We start from the raw sequence: 17,725 nt of genomic DNA, 5'->3' as shown, positions 1-17,725 counted from the left end.
CAACGCTCTCTCCTTTTTAGTTTAATAAAGCAGCTTCTATGTTTTTGTCCTCGGCCTGAGGGGTGCGAACAAACTGGCTTCGATAGAGGTTGTAGTAGACCCCTTTACGTTCCAACAATTCCTGATGCGTGCCCTTTTCTACAAGCCTCCCCTTGTCTATCACTACAATTAAATCAGCGTCTTTTATGGTGCTCAACCTGTGGGCTATGACGAAGCTGGTACGGCCTTTCATCAGATTTAGCATCGCTTTTTGGATATATATCTCGGTGCGGGTATCCACGCTGGAGGTTGCTTCGTCCAGTATGAGTATGGCCGGATCGGCCAGCACTGCCCGGGCAATGGCTAGAAGCTGGCGTTGTCCGTGGCTCAAGTTTCCACCGTCGTCGGTGAGAATGGTGTCGTACCCTTGAGGCAGGCGCATGATGAAATCGTGAGCATGGGCGATTTTGGCTGCCTGTTCCACTTCTTCGTCGGTGGCGTCCAAACGGCCGTACCGTATATTTTCGCGAACGCTGGCGTTGAATAGATAGGTATCCTGCAGTACGATTCCCAAAGAGGAGCGTAGGCTTTCGCGCTTGATTTTTCTTATATCGATACCATCTATGCGTATACTCCCCTCTTTAACGTCATAAAATCGCATAAGAAGGTTGATTATCGTGGTTTTACCGGCTCCGGTTTCCCCGACTAGGGCCACCGTTTGACCGGGTTTTACCTCAAGGGAAAAGTTCTTCAGAACCAGGTGCTCATCGTCATATGCAAATGAGACGTTTTCGAACTCCACGTGCCCTTTTACGCCTATTTCTCTGAGGTCCACAGCATCTGGAGCGTCGGCAGGCTCGGGCTCTTGATCCAAAACCTGAAATACCCGTTCAGCGCCGGCTGCTGCTGACAAAACCATGTTGTATTGATTTGCAAGTTCGTTTATGGGGCGAGTAAACTGCCTTGAGTAGTTAAGAAATATGGAGATTGTGCCTACCGTTATGGTACCTCCAACGTTTCTGACGGCAAGCAGGCCCCCGATTCCTGCAATGAGCGCAAAGCCTAGGTTGTTGAGCATGTTCATGGTTGGTCCCATGATTCTCGATAGCACTTGAGCCTTCAAAGCTGTCTTCTTCAGCCGTTGATTGGATTCTTCAAACTCAGCGATGACGCGTTGTTCGCGGCAGAACAGCTTGACAACTCTTTGGCCTGAAATGGTCTCCTCTATCTTGCCGTTGAGCTCACCCAGAGTTTTTTGTTGTTCTATAAAAAGCCTGCCGGTATGGTTGGTTATAAGCCGGGTCAGAAGAACCATCAATGGGATTACCGATAAAGTTATTAGGGTAAGTATTATGCTCTTTGATAGCATGAGTATTATGGTACCTGTTATGGTGATAACGCCTGAGATAAACTGGGTTAAACTGGCGTGGAGGGTGATGGAAACAGTATCTATATCATTGGTGATACGGCTCATCAGCTCCCCGTGGGTGTGCGAATCGAAGAATTTCAGTGGCAGTACCTGATACTTGCTGAACAGGTCTCTGCGCATGCGAGCCACCGTCTTTTCGGATATAGAAGCCATAAAGAACCCTTGCAAAAAGGCAGCCAGCGAGTTTAGTGTATAAACGCCCAGAAGGAGAAATGAGATTCGCACTAGCCCTTGAAAGTCTCCGGGAATGATGTATTGGTCTATGGCCTGCCCTATGAGCAAAGGCCCTATAAGGGTGCATGCCGTGTTGAGGAGGATGGATAGTATAACCAGTATCAGAGCCACTGTATCTTCTTTTAGGTATCTACTCAGTCTGATAAGGGTATTACCCAAATTTTTGGGCCTTTCTCCAGGCCACATGAACCGGCCGTGTGGACCCCTCCTGCCAAATCCGCGCATACCAGGACCACCAACGCCGCGCATGCCATGTTCATGAGAGTTGCCGCTGCGCATATTATCCCGTGAGGTTGAATCTGTCTTATCAGGTTGATGTAAACTGTCCTGGGCATTATGTCTATCCTCAGGCATATTGTTGTACCTCCTTTCCAATCTGTGACCTGTATATATCCTGGTACAGCGGGTTGGAAGCAAGAAGCTCTTCGTGGGTGCCTATTCCTGCTATGCGTCCTTGCTCCAGGATGATGATCTTGTCGGCATCCATGACTGAACTTATGCGTTGAGCTATTATGAAGGTGGTACACTTGTGGTTCCACCTTCTTAAAGCCTGCTGTATTTTAAGCTCTGTTGCCATATCGACAGCGCTGGTGGCGTCATCCAGAATAAGTATTTTGGGCCTTTTCATGAGCGCACGCGCGATGTTCAAGCGCTGCTTTTGGCCGCCTGACAGATTGACTCCTCCCTGGCTTAAATCGGTTTGATAGCCGTTGGGGGTTTGCATAATGAAGTCGTGGGCCTGGGCTATAGAAGCTGCTTCTATGGCTTTTTCCAGGTCTGCATCGGGGTCTCCCCAGCGGAGGTTATCAAGGATGCTTCCCGAGAAGAGGAGAGATGTTTGCATTACCATTCCGATTTCTTTTCTGAGGTTGTAAAGGCTGTACTTTCGAACGTCGACACCGTCGATCAGTATGCGGCCTTCCTGTGGGTCATAGAGCCGGGGTATAAGGTTTACCAGGGTGGTCTTGCCGGACCCCGTCTCGCCAAGTATGGCTACTGTTTCGCCTGGCTCAGCTGTGAAAGAGATGTTTTTCAAAACCGGTTCTCCGTCCGGGCTGTAGCTGAAGGTGACATTCTCGAATACTACCTGCCCGCGGGTTATTTTGAGATCTTCTGAAGCGCCATCTGGGTTTTCTCCTGGATCCACGATATCAGGCTGTTCCATCAGCACTTCTCTTATGCGGTCAGCCGAAACCTTACCTCTGGAAAAGGCTATCAGGTTAAAGGCGATCATCACCAGCGACATCATTATCCTCACTAGGTAATTGATGAATGCAATAAGGTCTCCAATTTGTAGGCCGCCATTTTGCACCTTTATACCGCCCATCCATAATACCGCCACAGTGGCAAGGTTGGTAATCAGCATCAAAAGCGGCATTCCGGTTGCCATGATTCTGCCGGCTTTGATGGCGGTATCGCGCAAGTCCTCGTTGGCGGTTTGAAACCGGTTTTCCTCGAAGTCCTTTCGCAGAAATGCCTTTACCAGCCGGATTCCTGCCAAGTTTTCCCGCATTATGGTGTTTACCCTGTCTATTTTGGACTGGACTTTTCTAAACAGAGGGAAGCCTATTCTGATTATGACTATTATGCCTATGATGGTGAGCGGTAAGGCTATCAAAAGCACCGAAGCCAGGGAAGGGCTTATTTTTATGGTCATTATTATGGAACCGATACACAGCAGAGGAGCGCGTATCATCATGGCCAGAGACATGGTAACCACGTTTTGAAGCTGAGTAACGTCATTGGTAAGGCGGGTAATTAGTGACGGGGTTGGGAAACGGTCAAGATTGGTAAAAGAAAAGGTCTGGATCTTGCGGAACAGATCCGAACGGATATCGGTACCAAATCCGAGGGCAGCAACGCTGGATGCGTAGATGCAGCCTATGCCGCCCAGCATTCCCACAAAGGCGATGCCAAGCATTATAAGAAGCCTGGTTAAGACGTAGTTCATGTCTCCATTGGCAATGCCATTGTCCACTATGTCTGCCATATAGTTGGGCTGTAAAAGGTCCATGTAGACTTCCAAAGCCATAAAAAGGGGTGCCAGCAAGACATATGCCCAGTAAGGCTTTAGATAGCGCGATATCCTTATCATGTATTGCCCCTCCATTCCTGTTCATTTAAGTTGCATAAGTTGTCGTGGAGTTTCAGAAGAAGCCTGCGAAATTCCTTAAGTTCTTGTTCGGTAAAATTGTGGAAGCAGGCCTCTTCCAGTTCTTTCAGCCCTTCCTTCATCTGTTGATCCACCATACGCCCCTTTTCAGTTGCGTAGATGCAAAAGGCCCGCTGGTCGTTGGGGTCGGGCATTCTCTCAATCAGTCCGGCCTTTTCCAGTTTTTGCAGAAGTGCAGTGGTGGAGGCGGGTGTTATAAACAGCTTTTCGCTGAGCTGGCGCTGACTTATACCTTCGTTGGCTATGATAACCGCCAGCGCGATGGGCTGGCCATGTTCAAGGCCATTCCTGTGGGCCAGCTTTCTGAAAAGGTCGCGGTGTAGTTTAGAGGTGTGTGCAAACAGGCGTCCCAAAGGTTCATCAGGTGTGGGTTTACACGGTTGCATGGCTTTCATCTCCTTGATTTTGGAGTGATGATGAGAGATTGCATAAGGATAGCTGAAGCTTAATGCTTGGTTTAATAAATAGTTAGTTAGCTAACTAATTACATAAGATATTTTATATCTACAATTTCTCTACTGTCAAGCGGGAACTTGTGTATATTGGGAAATTTTGAAGGTAAAGTAACAGATTAATAGGAACGTACTAAGTTAATCGCATACAGTTTATGAAGCCGTTTTAAAAAACAATAAAAAATTTTTTATATTAAAGAAGGATTTTTTGTATTTGCGTCGAATATAACATAATGAACTTTGTTGAGTTGACAAACTATGGAGAAGGAGGGTGGATATGGAGTCCAGAATTGAAGCTCAAGATGCAACAAGGGTTGTAGCAAAAGCAAAGGTTGGTAGGTCCAAACAACTATGGAAAGCTATAAAGAAGGATTGGCAATTATATACCCTTTTGCTTTTGCCGCTGGTTCACTATTTTATCTTCAGATATATTCCTATGTATGGAGTTGTCATAGCATTTAGGAGGTACCAACCAGGCGGACCAGTTTATGGTAGCGAATGGGTTGGCCTGAGGTATTTCAAGATGTTTTTAAGAGATGAAGGGTTCTGGCGTGCATTTAGAAATAACATAATTCTAAGTGTTGAGTATCTAGTGATAAGTTTTCCTTTTCCAATAATTTTTGCCCTGCTGCTTAATGAGTTAAAAAATCTAACGTTCAAGAAATTTGTTCAAACGGTTTCCTATTTGCCTCACTTTATATCAACTGTTATAGTGGTGGGAATGATCAAGGAGATTCTATCTCCCTCTATAGGCGTAGTGAATATGATACTCAAGGATTTGACGGGAAGAACGATAGATTTCGTTTCGGATCCGCGTTGGTTTAGAACCATCTATATAACATCAGGCATTTGGCAGCAGCTGGGGTGGAACTCCATTATTTATCTTGCAGCGCTTTCTGGTATTAATCCTGAATTATATGAGGCGGCAAGGATTGACGGGGCAAATAGATTCCAACAAATGAGATATGTTACAATTCCTGGTATAATGCCTACTGTTATGGTGCTATTGATATTAAATATTGGTAGCTTGATGGCTGTAGGTTTTGAAAAGATATTACTGCTTTATAGCCCTCTCACCTATGAGACTGCGGATGTTATTTCTACTTTCCTCTATAGAATGGGTTTAACTATGAACAATTATAGCTATGGTGCCGCAGTTGGTCTCTTTGAATCGTTAATAGGGGTATTTCTGCTGACTACTGCAAATTATCTGTCCAGGAAATTTACTGATAGCAGCTTGTGGTAAAAAGGGGGGGACGATGGTTGAAATTTGCAAACAAAAAGAGAATAAGCGTGTTTGATGTTATAAATATTGTGATAATGATATGTGTAGTAATTATTACGCTGTACCCTTTTCTTTATCTAACTGCCTTATCGATGAGCAGCGAAAAATATGTATATGCGGGCGAAATTACTTTTTACCCCAAGGGGTTTACGCTAGGGACTTACAGGGTGCTGCTAAAGGATAGTGATTTTTGGATTAGCTATAGAAATACGATCATTTATACGGTAGTAGGGACTGTAATATCATTAGCTCTGACTGTCCTCTTGGCGTATCCTCTGTCTAAGAAAAATTTGAAGGGTAGGGGAGTGCTGTTAGGGTTCATATTGTTTACGATGTTCTTCAGTGGCGGTTTGATTCCTACTTATTTGCTAGTAAGCAGAATGTTGCAGATGAGAAATACCATATGGGCTGTAATCATACCGGGGGCAATCAGTACCTACAACGTACTGGTTACCAAGACCTTTTTTGAGGGGATACCAGATGAGCTGGAAGAAGCAGCAGCAATTGACGGAATGAACACATACGGTATACTATTTAGAATTGTGCTGCCGCTGTCTAAACCCATATTGGCCACAATGTCGCTCTTTTATGCAGTTGGAATATGGAACAACTGGTTTGGGCCCTTTATCTATCTCGATATGAAAGAGCTGTTCCCTGTATCGCTGTATTTGAGGAATATAATTGCGGGGGCCCAAAAGGCCAGAGAAATAGTGGGTGGAGATGTTGAAGGATTTGGTGATATAGAGGCTACCATAAAGTCGGCTAGTATGGTAGTAAGCGCTCTACCGATAATAATGATTTATCCGTTTGTGCAGAAATACTTTGTGAAAGGTATAATGATAGGATCATTGAAAGGTTAATTAATTTGCTGAGGAGGTGATATAAGGCAATACAGTGACAATAATTAAAGATGATTGAAAGGCTTGAGTTCACCAGAAAAAGAAAAAGATTAAAATCTTAAAAAAAAGAGGAGGATTTGATGATGAATAAGAAAGCAATATTGCTGATAGCTTGTATTCTCATAGTGTCCATGCTAGGTGTAATGTTTACAGGTTGTGGAAAAAAGGAAACGCCTGAAAAATCTGGTACTGGTGAAAATGGAGATGGTACAACTGAACAACCCACTGAAGAGCCGTCTGATGGCGGGAAAAAATCCGGAGAAGAGGAAATTACTTTCCCATTGAAAGAACCTGCGAAATTTACAATGCTTTACAGGGATCATCCGTCTTATCCTTATAGAGAAGATTGGATCTTGTGGGATGAAATAAAGAAAAGAACCAATGTGGAACTTGAACTTACCATTGTACCCATGAGCGACTATGAGCAAAAGAGGAACCTTCTCATCAGCACCGGCGAAGCTCCCGAGATTGTTCCTAGCACTTATCCAGGTCAGGAAGTGAACTTTATTCCTGCGGGGGCAATAATACCTGTTAGCGACTATATACACTTGATGCCCAATTTCTCAAGGCAAATTGAGGAATGGAATTTGCAGGAAGACCTCAAAACCATTAAGCAAAAAGACGGAAAATTCTACGTATTACCAGGGCTTCGCGAAATAGCCGTTGCTGACTATTCTCTGGCAATAAGGACGGATATATTTGAAAAGCACAATATTCCAATACCAGAAAGCTGGGAAGATTTGTATAACGCTTTAAAAAAGCTAAAAGAGCTGTATCCAGACACATATCCCTTCTCTGATAGATGGAAGGGCGATGCACTGCTCAATTTCGCTTCACTCAGCTTTGGCGTCCAGGGTGGTTGGGGTGCTGGCAATGGAATTTACTACTACAGGGATAGGGATGAATTTGGATTCTACCCCATTACGGACGAATACAAGGAAATGCTGAAATACTTCAACAGATTGGTTAAAGAGGGGTTGATGGATCCCGAATCTTTTACTCAGGAAGATGAAATCGCTGTAAATCAGAAATTCGCTACTGGTAAATCCTTTGTTATAAGCACCAATACTCAGGAAATAATTTCGATGCGCCAGAAGATGAAGGAGACTCTGGGTGAGGGTAACTTCAAAGTTGATATGTTACCGCCGCTCGAGGGACCAAAAGGAAGAGTTATTTCTGGAATGAGGTTGGATAATGGTATTGTCATAACCAAGAAGGCGTTAGACAATCCAAACTTTGAAGCCCTTATGAAGTTTGTTGACTGGCTGTGGTATAGCGAGGAGGGCCAGACTTTAACCAGATGGGGAGTGGAAGGTGTAACTTACAAGAAAGTAGGAGATAAATTCGAATTGTTGCCCGGTATAAAGGCAGGATATTTGGGAATCAATGTAGACGATGAAAATGCTAAAGATCTTAGAAATGATTTTGGTATGGGCAATGGTGTATTTATCTTTTCCATATATAATGGGCACAAGGAACTCATGTACTCTTATATGACCGAGGAAGCAAGGAATTTTATACAGAAGGCTAATGAGATATGCACGCTTCGTCCTCCAGCACCTCCGGTGTTGATGGATGAGGTGGAGAGAGAAGAGGCTAATATGATCAGCCAGTCGTTGATGGATTATGTGAAGCAGATGACATTGCAGTTCATTACAGGGCAGGCTGACATTGAAAAAGATTGGGATGCATTCGTACAGGAGTGCAAAGCTAAGGGTTCCGATAGGCTCGTCCAAATGACCAACGAGATCTACCAGGAAACCAAAGATATATTAGAATAATAAGCCGTTGTAGTGTTAACTGCTTTTATTCAACATCCTCAGAGAACATTTTCTGAGGGTGTTGAATAAATACCTTTTCTTTTTGTCGAAATTATCGAGCTTTTAAATAACCAAAATTTTTGCTTATATCAAAACTTGAAAAGTACACTTTACCTATGATGGTGAAATTGTTAAGAGGAGATATGTACAGGCAGGAATATGGGGCAATATATCTTGGACTCGCAGTAACTCTTATCCCCATTTCTTGTGGAAGAACAGGTCAATCTGTTGGCCTGTTCTTTCTCTTATGCGATTTTTTGAGCATTGGAGTGAAAATTTTTAATTGGAAAGAGCAAAAACTTGAAAAATAATGATGACAAGTAAAAGAATTTATGCTATAATCTATTATTGCATTGAGAGTTTAATATGCCAACATAGCTCAGCTGGTAGAGCAGCGGTCTCGTAAACCGCAGGTCAGGGGTTCGAATCCCCTTGTTGGCTCCAGAAAGTCGGGGTGTAGCGCAGCTTGGTAGCGCGTCTCGTTCGGGACGAGAAGGTCGCAGGTTCAAATCCTGTCACCCCGACCATTCTATAATTTTATATTTTATTCTAACTTTGCTTTAAGGTCAAGGTGGAGTGTTTTGTGACCTGTTTTTTGTTTTAGTAGAGGATCATTAAATACGAAAACACTGCTAGAGTTTGGATGGCATCAAATAGAATGCCCCAAAATTATATGGGAGCGTTGTATGACTAATGATATGACCAATTAAAACGCAATCAACGAAAGAGGTAATGCAATGAACATACCCAATATATTGACGGTTATAAGGTTTTGCCTGATTCCGGTTTTCATATACGTGTTTTACAATCCGGATATACAGAACAATGTTTTGTGGGGTATTGTGGTGTTTATTGTGGCCGGGGCAACTGACCTTTTGGATGGATACATCGCCAGAAAGTATGGCCTCATTACCAAATGGGGAAAGCTGATGGACCCATTGGCCGATAAGCTCATGTTGATCACCGTTCTTATCTCCCTGTACGTCAAAGGCATTATCCCGGCACCCATAATATTGATCGTGTTTGTGAAGGAGTTCCTTATGATCGCTGGAGCCGCTTTTCTTTATAAAAACCGCAACATAGTGGTGGAAGCAAATTTTTTTGGCAAAGCCGCTACAGCTTCCTTTTATGTGGCAGTGGTGGCCACCGTGCTTAAATTGCCGTATTATAATATCCTGCTGTACATAGCCGTGGTTTTGACTCTCATAGCTCTGGTGCAGTATGGTTACAAGGCTTTCAAAAGGAATGCCGTCAAAAGGTAAATATACCCTTTTAATTTAAAACGGAAAGGGGCTGGATGTATTCGTTCAGCCCCTTTTAAACTTGAGAAAGCAGTAAGATAAACTTAAAAAGCGATGTAGAGCAACATATAGTAGCACGCATCTATCGATACAGTAGTGTGACCTCCTCCCACCTTTGAAGAAGGTGGGCTTCCTCTTTCATCGAAGGGGACTCACACGAATGCAGGAATTGCTCTCCGGCACCCGCGTGCAGAGGCCCCTTTCTCCGGAGGCTTAAATTCGGACCGGTCCAGCCCTACTACATCAAACCGCCTTTCATCCTACACTTAAAAGAGTAGGCTTTCCCGGCGATTTGATCGTAAGCATTGTTTAAAAACGAGGTTTTGTATCAGCAGAAGTGCTTGAATTGAGGCAACCAATCCTTGTTCACTTCAAACATTTCTCTGACCATCTGCTTGATTTCTGCCAGGCTGAGCACTGCCGACGTCAAGGGGTCAAAGTAGATGGCCTGGTATATCTTGGTGGGATCGCCGGTTAAAGCGCCTTCAACCGCCAGCTCCTCGCACATGGCGTTTATGTTGTTCAGGATTGCCAGATGTGGCGGCAATGGGCCTACGTGGATGGGCTCAAACCCGTATTTGGACGCCAGTACCGGCACCTCTACGCAGCAGCCCTCAGGCAGATTGTCGATGAGTCCAAAGTTTCTCACGTTACCGTTGAACTTATACAGGGTTCCGTCGCCAATGACGGCATTGAGGATACCAGCTGCATATTCCTTTCCTCGTTTTAAGTCAACGGTATCCTGCTCCAGCCATTTTTTGATCTCGTCTCTCCAGGTATCCTCTCGCCTTAAGTATTCCTTGAGTATATATGCGTATTCTCCGGGATTCCATCCTGTTCCATGGGTGCAGTATTTTTCTATAAGGTCAGGCCTTTTTCTAAACCATGCGTTGTATTCCGAGTTGTGGCCGCTGGATTCGGTCACATAATAGCCCAGGTGGAGGAACATCTCGTTGCGGACCTGTTCCTGGTTGTAGATTTCTGGCCGCTGAACCGCTTCTCGGATGAGGGGATAGGCATCTTTTCCGTTCCACTTGAATTCCAGGAACCAGGCTTGATGGTTTATGCCGGCGCACACATATGTGATCTCTTCGATGGGAGCTCCTATCCATGAGGCCAGCATTTCGGCCGTTCCTTGAACGCTGTGGCACAGTCCGGTCACCTTTACCTTGGTCTCGCCTTGCATGGCGCGGCACAGCATAGCCATGGGGTTGGTATAGTTAAGCAATATGGCATCAGGACAATAGCGTTCGATGTCCCTGCATATATCCAGCATGACAGGGATGGTCCTGAGCGCTCTAAATATACCGGCCGGGCCACGGGTATCGCCTACGTTGATGTCCACACCGTATTTCTTGGGAATTTCAATGTCGTGGCGCCATACATGTACTCCCCCGACCAGGATGGTACATATAACTCCGTCAGCGCCCTTCAACGCTTCAGCTCTATCGGTGGTGGCTATGACTTTGGCCGGGTAGTTGCCAGCTTCAATGATCTTCTCGACCGCCTTTTTTATGTAGCCAAGGCGTTCTTCGTCGATGTCCATGAGGGCAATGGTACAATCCTGCAGTGCAGGGTATGTAAGGATGTCGCGAACCAGGCTTCTGGTAAAGCCAAAGCTGCCAGCGCCTATAAAGGCAATTTTTTTAGACATTGTTGGTAACCCCCTTTAAATGTTTTGCGTTTGGCTATACTTTAAATTATAAGGGGATAATTTATTTTTTCTATACAGTACTGTGATATTTAAATTAAAATTTTTAAGATATTGTGACTTCATGACGACTTCAATGGTTTTATCAGATGATTTTTTAAATGTGCCCATAAGGTACACGGCGTTTATAATATGACAGCCCCCTTGACAAAACTCATACTTGGCGTATAATAAAGACAACGCAAATAATGGAATAACGGCAAGATGCGATGAAGAGGAGGAGTACATCTCGCTTCCCAACAGAGAGGGGGGCCCGCGGCTGAAAGGTCCCCTTGGGCGATATGGCGAGATGGAAGGTCGCTTCGGAGCATTTCAGCTGAATGGCAGTAGGCTGAAACGGGACGCTACCGTTATGCGAAGGAGTGCCTGCCGGTTTACCGGAGCCCTGCAGGGGAATCCCTCGTGCTATGCAATAAAGATTGCAGGGGCCGGTGAGCATCTGCATGAGCGTTTAAGCCGGCAGGAGGAAAGGTGGTACCGCGGAGTATAATCCTTCGTCCTTTACTGGATGAAGGATTTTTTGTTAAAAGGGGAGTGTGGGGCTTGTTTGAGTTAAAACATATAGACCCTGTAGGCATGATATTTATGCTGCTGGGCGGTATACTGGGATATGGAGCAAGGTGGATTGTGCTGTATGCATTAAAGCCGCCGCAGGAGCAGTCGATGAAGTGGATAATAGCGATGAAATTGGTCGGCTTGATTCTTGTGATAGTGGGGATGTTTAAAATAATGAATACATTCTAGAAACAGGAGGTAGAGGGTATGTCAGAGAAGTTGCTCGACAAGACTTATGACCCAAGCCAGGTAGAGGATCGAATATACCGCATGTGGATGGAAAAAGGGTACTTCAGGGCCGAAGTCGATTGGAACAGGGAGCCCTTTTGTATAGTGATTCCTCCGCCCAATATCACAGGGGAGCTTCACATGGGGCATGCTTTGAACAATACCCTGCAGGATATACTCGTCCGCTGGAGGAGAATGCAGGGATATGTAACTTTATGGCTTCCCGGGACCGACCATGCCAGCATCGCTACCGAGGTAAAGATTGTGGAGAAGCTGGCTGAGGAGGGCCTTACCAAAAACGACCTGGGGCGAGAGGAGTTTTTGAGGAGGGCCTGGCAGTGGAAGGAGCAGTACGGGGGCAGGATTACGCAGCAGCTTAAGAAGCTGGGTTCGTCGCTTGATTGGTCCAGGGAAAGGTTTACCATGGACGAGGGCTGCAGCAGAGCTGTGGTGGAGGTCTTTGTGCGCCTGTATAAAAAGGGCCTCATATACCGCGGTGATAGGATAATAAACTGGTGTCCCGACTGCAGAACCGCTCTATCGGATGCCGAGGTGGAGCACGAGGAGGAGCAGGGCAACCTGTGGTATATACGCTATCCCATAAAGGACAGCGATGAGAGCATAATGGTTGCCACCACAAGGCCCGAGACCATGCTGGGCGATACCGCCGTTGCCGTGCACCCTGAAGATGAGCGATACCGCCATCTCATCGGAAAGACGGCTATACTGCCCATCATGAACAGGGAGATACCCATCATTGCGGATGAATACGTGGAGCGCGAGTTTGGAACAGGTGCGGTAAAGATTACCCCCGCCCATGACCCCAATGACTTTGAGGTGGCCTTAAGGCATGGCCTGCCATGGGTTTGCGTTATAGACGAGAAGGGCGTTATGAACCACAATGCCGGAAAGTACCAGGGAATGGATCGCTATGAGGCCAGAAAAGCGATTGCGGAAGAGCTCAAGAGCCTGGGGCTACTTGAAAAGACTGAAAGCCTTAAGCACAACGTGGGCCACTGCTACAGGTGCGGCACTGTCGTTGAACCCATCATTTCAAAGCAGTGGTTTGTGAAGATGAAGCCCCTGGCCGAGCCGGCCATAAAGGCCGTCAAAGAGGGCAAAATCAAATTCGTGCCCGAGCGATTTGAGAAGATCTACTTTAACTGGATGGAAAACATAAAGGATTGGTGCATCTCCAGACAGCTATGGTGGGGACACCGAATCCCAGCGTATTACTGCCAGGACTGCGGCGAGACGATGGTTGAGCGCAGCATGCCCGAGAGATGCAGCAGGTGCGGCAGCACAAACCTAAAACAGGACGAGGACGTGCTGGATACATGGTTTAGCTCTGCGCTGTGGCCTTTTTCTACCCTTGGCTGGCCGGATGAGACCGAAGACCTTAAGTATTTCTATCCCACCAGCGTGCTTGTGACCGGATACGACATCATATTCTTCTGGGTAGCCAGGATGATATTCTCGGGCCTGGAACACATGGGTGAGATCCCGTTCAGATACGTCCTCATCCACGGGATTGTAAGGGACTCGGAAGGGCGGAAGATGAGCAAATCCCTTGGGAACGGCATAGACCCGCTGAAGGTGATTGAAAAGTACGGTGCCGATGCCTTGCGGCTTACCCTTGTGACGGGAAACTCGCCGGGCAACGATATGCGGTTTTACTGGGAGAGGGTGGAAGCAAACCGGAACTTCTGCAACAAGCTGTGGAATGCCGCCAGGTTCATATTGATGAACATGCAGAACTTTGGAATAGATAAGCCGCGAAAGGGCAAACTGGAGCTTCCCGATCGCTGGATCATAAGCAGGTATAACCGCGTCGTCAAAGAAGTCACAGACAACCTTGAAAAGTTCGAGCTGGGGATTGCCGTGCAAAAGCTGTACGACTTTATATGGGATGAATTCTGTGACTGGTACATCGAGCTTGCAAAGCCCGGGCTATACAGCCAGGATCCAGAGCTTAAGGAGTCCAAGCTGTATACCCTCACCTATGTGCTGGCCAGTACCCTGAAGCTGCTACATCCGTTTATGCCATTTATCACCGAGGAGATATGGCAGCACCTGCCCAATCGCGAGTGCGACAGCATTATGATTTCCTCTTGGCCCAAGGTTAATGAGGAGGAGATAGATGCCGAGGCCGAAGAGCAGATGGATGCTGTGATGGATGCCATAAGGAGCATCAGGAATATAAGGGCCGAGATGGAGGTGCCGCCTTCCCGCAAGGCGAAGGTTATACTGGTGGTCAACGATGATTGGATGGATATCTTTGAGAATAGCACGGCATATTTTGAAAGGCTTGCCTGGGCATCTGAGGTGGTGCTAAAGCGGGACAAAGAAGGCATACCCTCCAACGCTGTTTCGGCGGTGACAGACAAAGCTCAGATATTTATGCCGCTTGAGGACCTGGTTGACCTTGAGAAGGAGATGGAGCGCCTGCTCAAAGAAAAAGCTAATCTCGAGAAGGAGCTGGCGCGAGTTGAAGGAAAGCTTTCCAACCGCAATTTTGTCGAGAAAGCGCCGCCGGCGGTGGTGGAGGAAGAGCGAAAGAAGAAGGCAAAGTATGAGGACATGATGGCCAAGGTATTGAGCCGCATTGAGGCGTTAAACAGCATGAGGAAATAAAAGCTGCAGGGGGATGTTGAATGAACTATGAAGAGGCGCTTAATTATATACACGGCACTTACAGGTTTGGCTCCAAGCTGGGGCTTGAGAACATAAAGGATTTGTTGCGGCGCCTGGGCAATCCCCATGAGCGGTTTGGCGTGGTGCACGTGGCCGGGACCAATGGGAAGGGCTCGGTCACTTCCATGTTGACCCATGTGCTGCATGAGGCCGGTTACAGGGTGGGGATGTTTATATCCCCATACCTTGAAAGGTTTACAGAGAGGATTCAGGTGGATTTAAAAGAAATTGAGCCTGACGAGCTGGCACGCATAACCGAGCGGGTTAAAGAAAAGGTGGAGGAGATGGTGAGCGAGGGGAAAAACCATCCCACCGAGTTTGAGATCGTCACCGCCATAGGCTTTGTTTACTTTGCCGAAAGGGAAGTGGACTGTGCGGTGGTGGAGGTGGGTTTGGGTGGCCGCCTTGATGCCACCAACGTGGTAAACCCCATCGTATCGGTTATAACCTCCATAAGCTATGACCACATGGACGTGCTGGGGGATACGCTGGAGAAAATTGCAGCTGAAAAGGCGGGCATCATAAAGCAGGGCAGGCCGGTGGTGACTTACCCGCAGCGGCCGGAGGCCATGGCCGTGATACAGAGGGTGGCACGGGAACGTGGTGCTCCTCTGTTTGAGGTAAATAAAGACAGGATAGAGGTTCTTGTTTCCGAGGTGGGAAGGCAAATTTTCAATTATTCCTTTGATGGGGAGAGATTTTCGGGCGTCGTCATACGGTTGATGGGTCGCCATCAGATACTCAATGCTGCCACTGCCTTGACTGCTGTAGCTGCATTGAGAAGGGAGGGCATCGCGATTCCCGATGATGCCGTGTATAGGGGTATGGAACGCGCATTTTGGCCAGGGCGCCTGGAGGTGCTAAGGCGCCAGCCTTATGTGATTTTGGACGGGGCTCATAATGAATCGGGTGCCGAGGCTTTGGCCTGTGCCATTAAGGAGTATTTTGAGGGAAAGCCTGTGACGCTGGTGATAGGCATGCTGAAGGACAAGGATGCCGATGCGATAGTGAAGCATCTTTGTCCTCTGGCTGAGTCGGTCATCGTGACCAGGCCTGACAGCCCCAGGGCCATGGAGCCGGCTGAGCTGGCAAAGCGGGTACAGAGGCATTGCCAGGATGTGATGGTGGAGCCCGATATAGAAAAGGCGACTACCATGGGACTCAAGAGGGTAGCTCAGGATGGCGTGCTGCTGTTTACAGGATCGCTGTATTTGATAGGGAAGATCCGCGGGTTGTTAAGGTCATCTTAAGTCCTGCGTTGTTGCCAGTTCGGATGAGAGTTTCTTATTTTTTTAAGGAAATATGCGAATCTTATTGGCCATGCCATCATAGATATTTACTGTAACAACTTGAAGGTTTAAAAATGAGAGCTGGTGGTATGGTGCAAAATGGCGGCATTAAAAAGGATGAAAACGATGTATTGCTGGAGCTTGTGCACAGGGCACTGATACTCTGGAAGAAAGCCGAAGCCTCTCATTTGGATCGTGAAAAGGTGCGCTGGTTAAAAAGCATTTACGTTTATCTGCTGAAAGAGGCCAGGAGAAAAAGTGTGACTTTAAACGGCAGGCAATTGCTGGAGCGCATTTTATATCCCCGTATATGAGGGATTGAAATTGGGCGCCTAGCCCCCATTGGTACCTTCTGCAGCAGGCGGTCATATAATGAAGTATCCGCTTGTTGTAGAGAAATTCCAATGGGGGTATTTGTTTTTATGATATGGCAGGGAAAGATTACAGTTGCCAACAAAGTAGAGGATAGCATATCTTTTTTGGACCCTCACCTCAGGAGAGAAGAGTATCGCATCTATTTGGAATCCGGGACGGGACCATGCGCCCTTGCCAAGATGAAGAGCTCCCCAACTCTGCTGGTAGTCCAAGCTCATGATAATTCGCTGGCATGCCTTGACCTGGACAAAGGTGTTGTAGAAAAAATCCTGCCTGTTGGGTGTTGTCCTAGCTTCATTGCTGTATGTAACAAGACGCACACCATTTACGTTACCAACACGGATTCCGACTCGATTTCGATTGTGCAAAACGGTGATGATTTGAAGGTGGTCAGCCAAATACCTGTAGGGTCTATGCCCCAGGGAATTGACTGTCATCCTTACCTTCCTCTTTTGGCCATCGCCCATATTAACTCGCAGGATATATGGCTTGTGGAAACCGAAGGGTATACGACGGTGAAAAGGATGGTGATAGAGGGTTATCCAATTCAGGTTAAGTTCGGCTCAAAAGGCAATATCCTTTATGTAGGGTGTTATTTCCACAACCACAGGCTGTTTAACAAGGTGTTGCTGGTTGACCTGGATAAAGATGCGGTTTGCCATGAGATTGCCGTGGGATGCATTCCACATAAGCTATTGGAGACCGGCGATGGAAGCTCTTTGCTTGTGGCTTCCTGTGAGGCGGGCAGGTTGGAAGTTGTGGACCTGGCTTCTAAGTCAGTGGTGCACAGCATCAAGATAGGAGAAGCTGTATGTGATATAACGCTGGATGAAGAAGGGATGTATGCATATGTAACCGCTCCTAAGGAAGGCCGCGTGTGTGTAGTAGACTGGAAAGCGGGCAAGAAATTAGCCGATATTCAGGTGGGAAAGGAACCCAGCGGAATTGTGTATCTGGGCGGATGAAAAGGCGTTGTGAGGGATGCTGGTGTGTTATTATTCTGTGATAATGTCATGTATCCCTTTTATGCAGGCTTTTGTATATGCCGGCGGGTGAACCTTAAAAGCTATGGCATGATTTAAGTTCACCCACCGGCCCGCGTAGCGGCAGGCCCAAAAGTCTCTATAGCTTTAACCGTGAACCCCATCATAATAATACTTTCATTTTAAGCCCATAGTGACATTTTCATTGAATAAAACTATCCTTTTTAGAAAATGGGGGGAGTGCGAGGGGGCAGTAATCCCCCTCAATTTATTGAGGGGATACACGGACTCCCTCGCCCTGTTGTTTACATCATCTTA

Annotated in this window: 13 protein-coding genes, 2 tRNA genes, 1 pseudogene and 1 other annotated feature; of the genes and pseudogenes, 12 read left to right on the top strand and 4 right to left on the bottom strand. The window is 46.6% G+C overall.

What is annotated here, in order from left to right; genetic code table 11:
- Positions 1 to 16 precede the first annotated feature (16 nt).
- From BM241_RS09110 to BM241_RS09100, 3 genes are read right to left on the bottom strand one after another with little or no spacing between them, the layout of a single operon-like run.
- Positions 17 to 1,996 (bottom strand): ABC transporter ATP-binding protein, encoded by a 1,980-nt coding sequence (locus BM241_RS09110; protein ID WP_242948355.1) that lies wholly within the window; start codon positions 1,994 to 1,996, stop codon positions 17 to 19.
- Positions 1,989 to 3,737 (bottom strand): ABC transporter ATP-binding protein, encoded by a 1,749-nt coding sequence (locus BM241_RS09105; RefSeq protein ID WP_092282579.1) that lies wholly within the window; start codon positions 3,735 to 3,737, stop codon positions 1,989 to 1,991. Before BM241_RS09105 ends, BM241_RS09110 begins: the two co-directional genes overlap by 8 nt.
- Complete coding sequence (locus BM241_RS09100) at positions 3,734 to 4,201, bottom strand: MarR family winged helix-turn-helix transcriptional regulator (protein ID WP_177206140.1); 468 nt, start codon at positions 4,199 to 4,201, stop codon at positions 3,734 to 3,736. Before BM241_RS09100 ends, BM241_RS09105 begins: the two co-directional genes overlap by 4 nt.
- 343 nt (positions 4,202 to 4,544) lie before the next feature.
- Between BM241_RS09100 and BM241_RS09095 the strand changes: the two genes are divergently transcribed.
- The 7 genes and pseudogenes from BM241_RS09095 to pgsA all read left to right on the top strand — a co-directional run bounded on the left by BM241_RS09095 (position 4,545) and on the right by pgsA (position 9,533).
- Positions 4,545 to 5,513: an ABC transporter permease gene (locus tag BM241_RS09095; protein WP_025747391.1), complete on the top strand. Its 969-nt coding sequence runs from the start codon at positions 4,545 to 4,547 to the stop codon at positions 5,511 to 5,513.
- 74 nt (positions 5,514 to 5,587) lie between these two features.
- Positions 5,588 to 6,412 (top strand): carbohydrate ABC transporter permease, encoded by an 825-nt coding sequence (locus tag BM241_RS09090; protein WP_051456378.1) that lies wholly within the window; start codon positions 5,588 to 5,590, stop codon positions 6,410 to 6,412.
- 122 nt (positions 6,413 to 6,534) lie between these two features.
- On the top strand, positions 6,535 to 8,232 hold the full coding sequence (locus BM241_RS09085) for an ABC transporter substrate-binding protein (RefSeq protein WP_025747389.1): 1,698 nt from the start codon (positions 6,535 to 6,537) through the stop codon (positions 8,230 to 8,232).
- A 116-nt stretch (positions 8,233 to 8,348) separates the two neighbouring features.
- Positions 8,349 to 8,474 (top strand): annotated as a pseudogene (locus BM241_RS13200) (carbohydrate ABC transporter permease); the annotation flags it as partial.
- Positions 8,475 to 8,639: 165 nt separating this feature from the next.
- A tRNA-Thr gene (locus tag BM241_RS09075) sits at positions 8,640 to 8,715 on the top strand.
- A 6-nt stretch (positions 8,716 to 8,721) separates the two neighbouring features.
- Positions 8,722 to 8,798, top strand: a tRNA-Pro gene (locus tag BM241_RS09070).
- 210 nt (positions 8,799 to 9,008) lie between these two features.
- Positions 9,009 to 9,533, top strand: a complete 525-nt coding sequence (gene pgsA, locus BM241_RS09065) for a CDP-diacylglycerol--glycerol-3-phosphate 3-phosphatidyltransferase (protein WP_025747388.1) — start codon at positions 9,009 to 9,011, stop codon at positions 9,531 to 9,533.
- A gap of 367 nt (positions 9,534 to 9,900) precedes the next feature.
- On the opposite strand, the gene melA is transcribed toward pgsA, so the two are convergent.
- Positions 9,901 to 11,226 carry an alpha-galactosidase gene (gene melA, locus BM241_RS09060; protein ID WP_092282576.1) on the bottom strand — a complete coding sequence of 442 codons (1,326 nt, stop codon included), beginning with the start codon at positions 11,224 to 11,226 and terminating at the stop codon, positions 9,901 to 9,903.
- A gap of 257 nt (positions 11,227 to 11,483) precedes the next feature.
- Positions 11,484 to 11,788: a binding site (T-box leader), on the top strand.
- A gap of 38 nt (positions 11,789 to 11,826) precedes the next feature.
- On the opposite strand from melA, the gene BM241_RS09050 reads away from it, so the two are divergent.
- From BM241_RS09050 to BM241_RS09030, 5 genes are all read left to right on the top strand, one after another.
- Positions 11,827 to 12,027: a hypothetical protein gene (locus tag BM241_RS09050; RefSeq protein WP_143094082.1), complete on the top strand. Its 201-nt coding sequence runs from the start codon at positions 11,827 to 11,829 to the stop codon at positions 12,025 to 12,027.
- An 18-nt stretch (positions 12,028 to 12,045) separates the two neighbouring features.
- Positions 12,046 to 14,700 carry a valine--tRNA ligase gene (locus BM241_RS09045; protein WP_025747384.1) on the top strand — a complete coding sequence of 885 codons (2,655 nt, stop codon included), beginning with the start codon at positions 12,046 to 12,048 and terminating at the stop codon, positions 14,698 to 14,700.
- A 20-nt stretch (positions 14,701 to 14,720) separates the two neighbouring features.
- A complete protein-coding gene (locus tag BM241_RS09040; RefSeq protein ID WP_092282574.1) occupies positions 14,721 to 16,010 on the top strand; it encodes a bifunctional folylpolyglutamate synthase/dihydrofolate synthase in 1,290 nt (429 codons plus the stop codon).
- A gap of 113 nt (positions 16,011 to 16,123) precedes the next feature.
- Positions 16,124 to 16,363 carry a hypothetical protein gene (locus BM241_RS09035; RefSeq protein WP_025747382.1) on the top strand — a complete coding sequence of 80 codons (240 nt, stop codon included), beginning with the start codon at positions 16,124 to 16,126 and terminating at the stop codon, positions 16,361 to 16,363.
- Positions 16,364 to 16,471: 108 nt separating this feature from the next.
- A complete protein-coding gene (locus BM241_RS09030) occupies positions 16,472 to 17,389 on the top strand; it encodes a YncE family protein (RefSeq protein WP_025747381.1) in 918 nt (305 codons plus the stop codon).
- Positions 17,390 to 17,725 lie beyond the last annotated feature (336 nt).

It is taken from the genome of Caldicoprobacter faecalis (genome assembly GCF_900115765.1).
Classification (GTDB): Bacteria; Bacillota; Clostridia; order Caldicoprobacterales; family Caldicoprobacteraceae; genus Caldicoprobacter; species Caldicoprobacter oshimai.
This window is presented reverse-complemented; position numbering and strand designations above follow the sequence as displayed.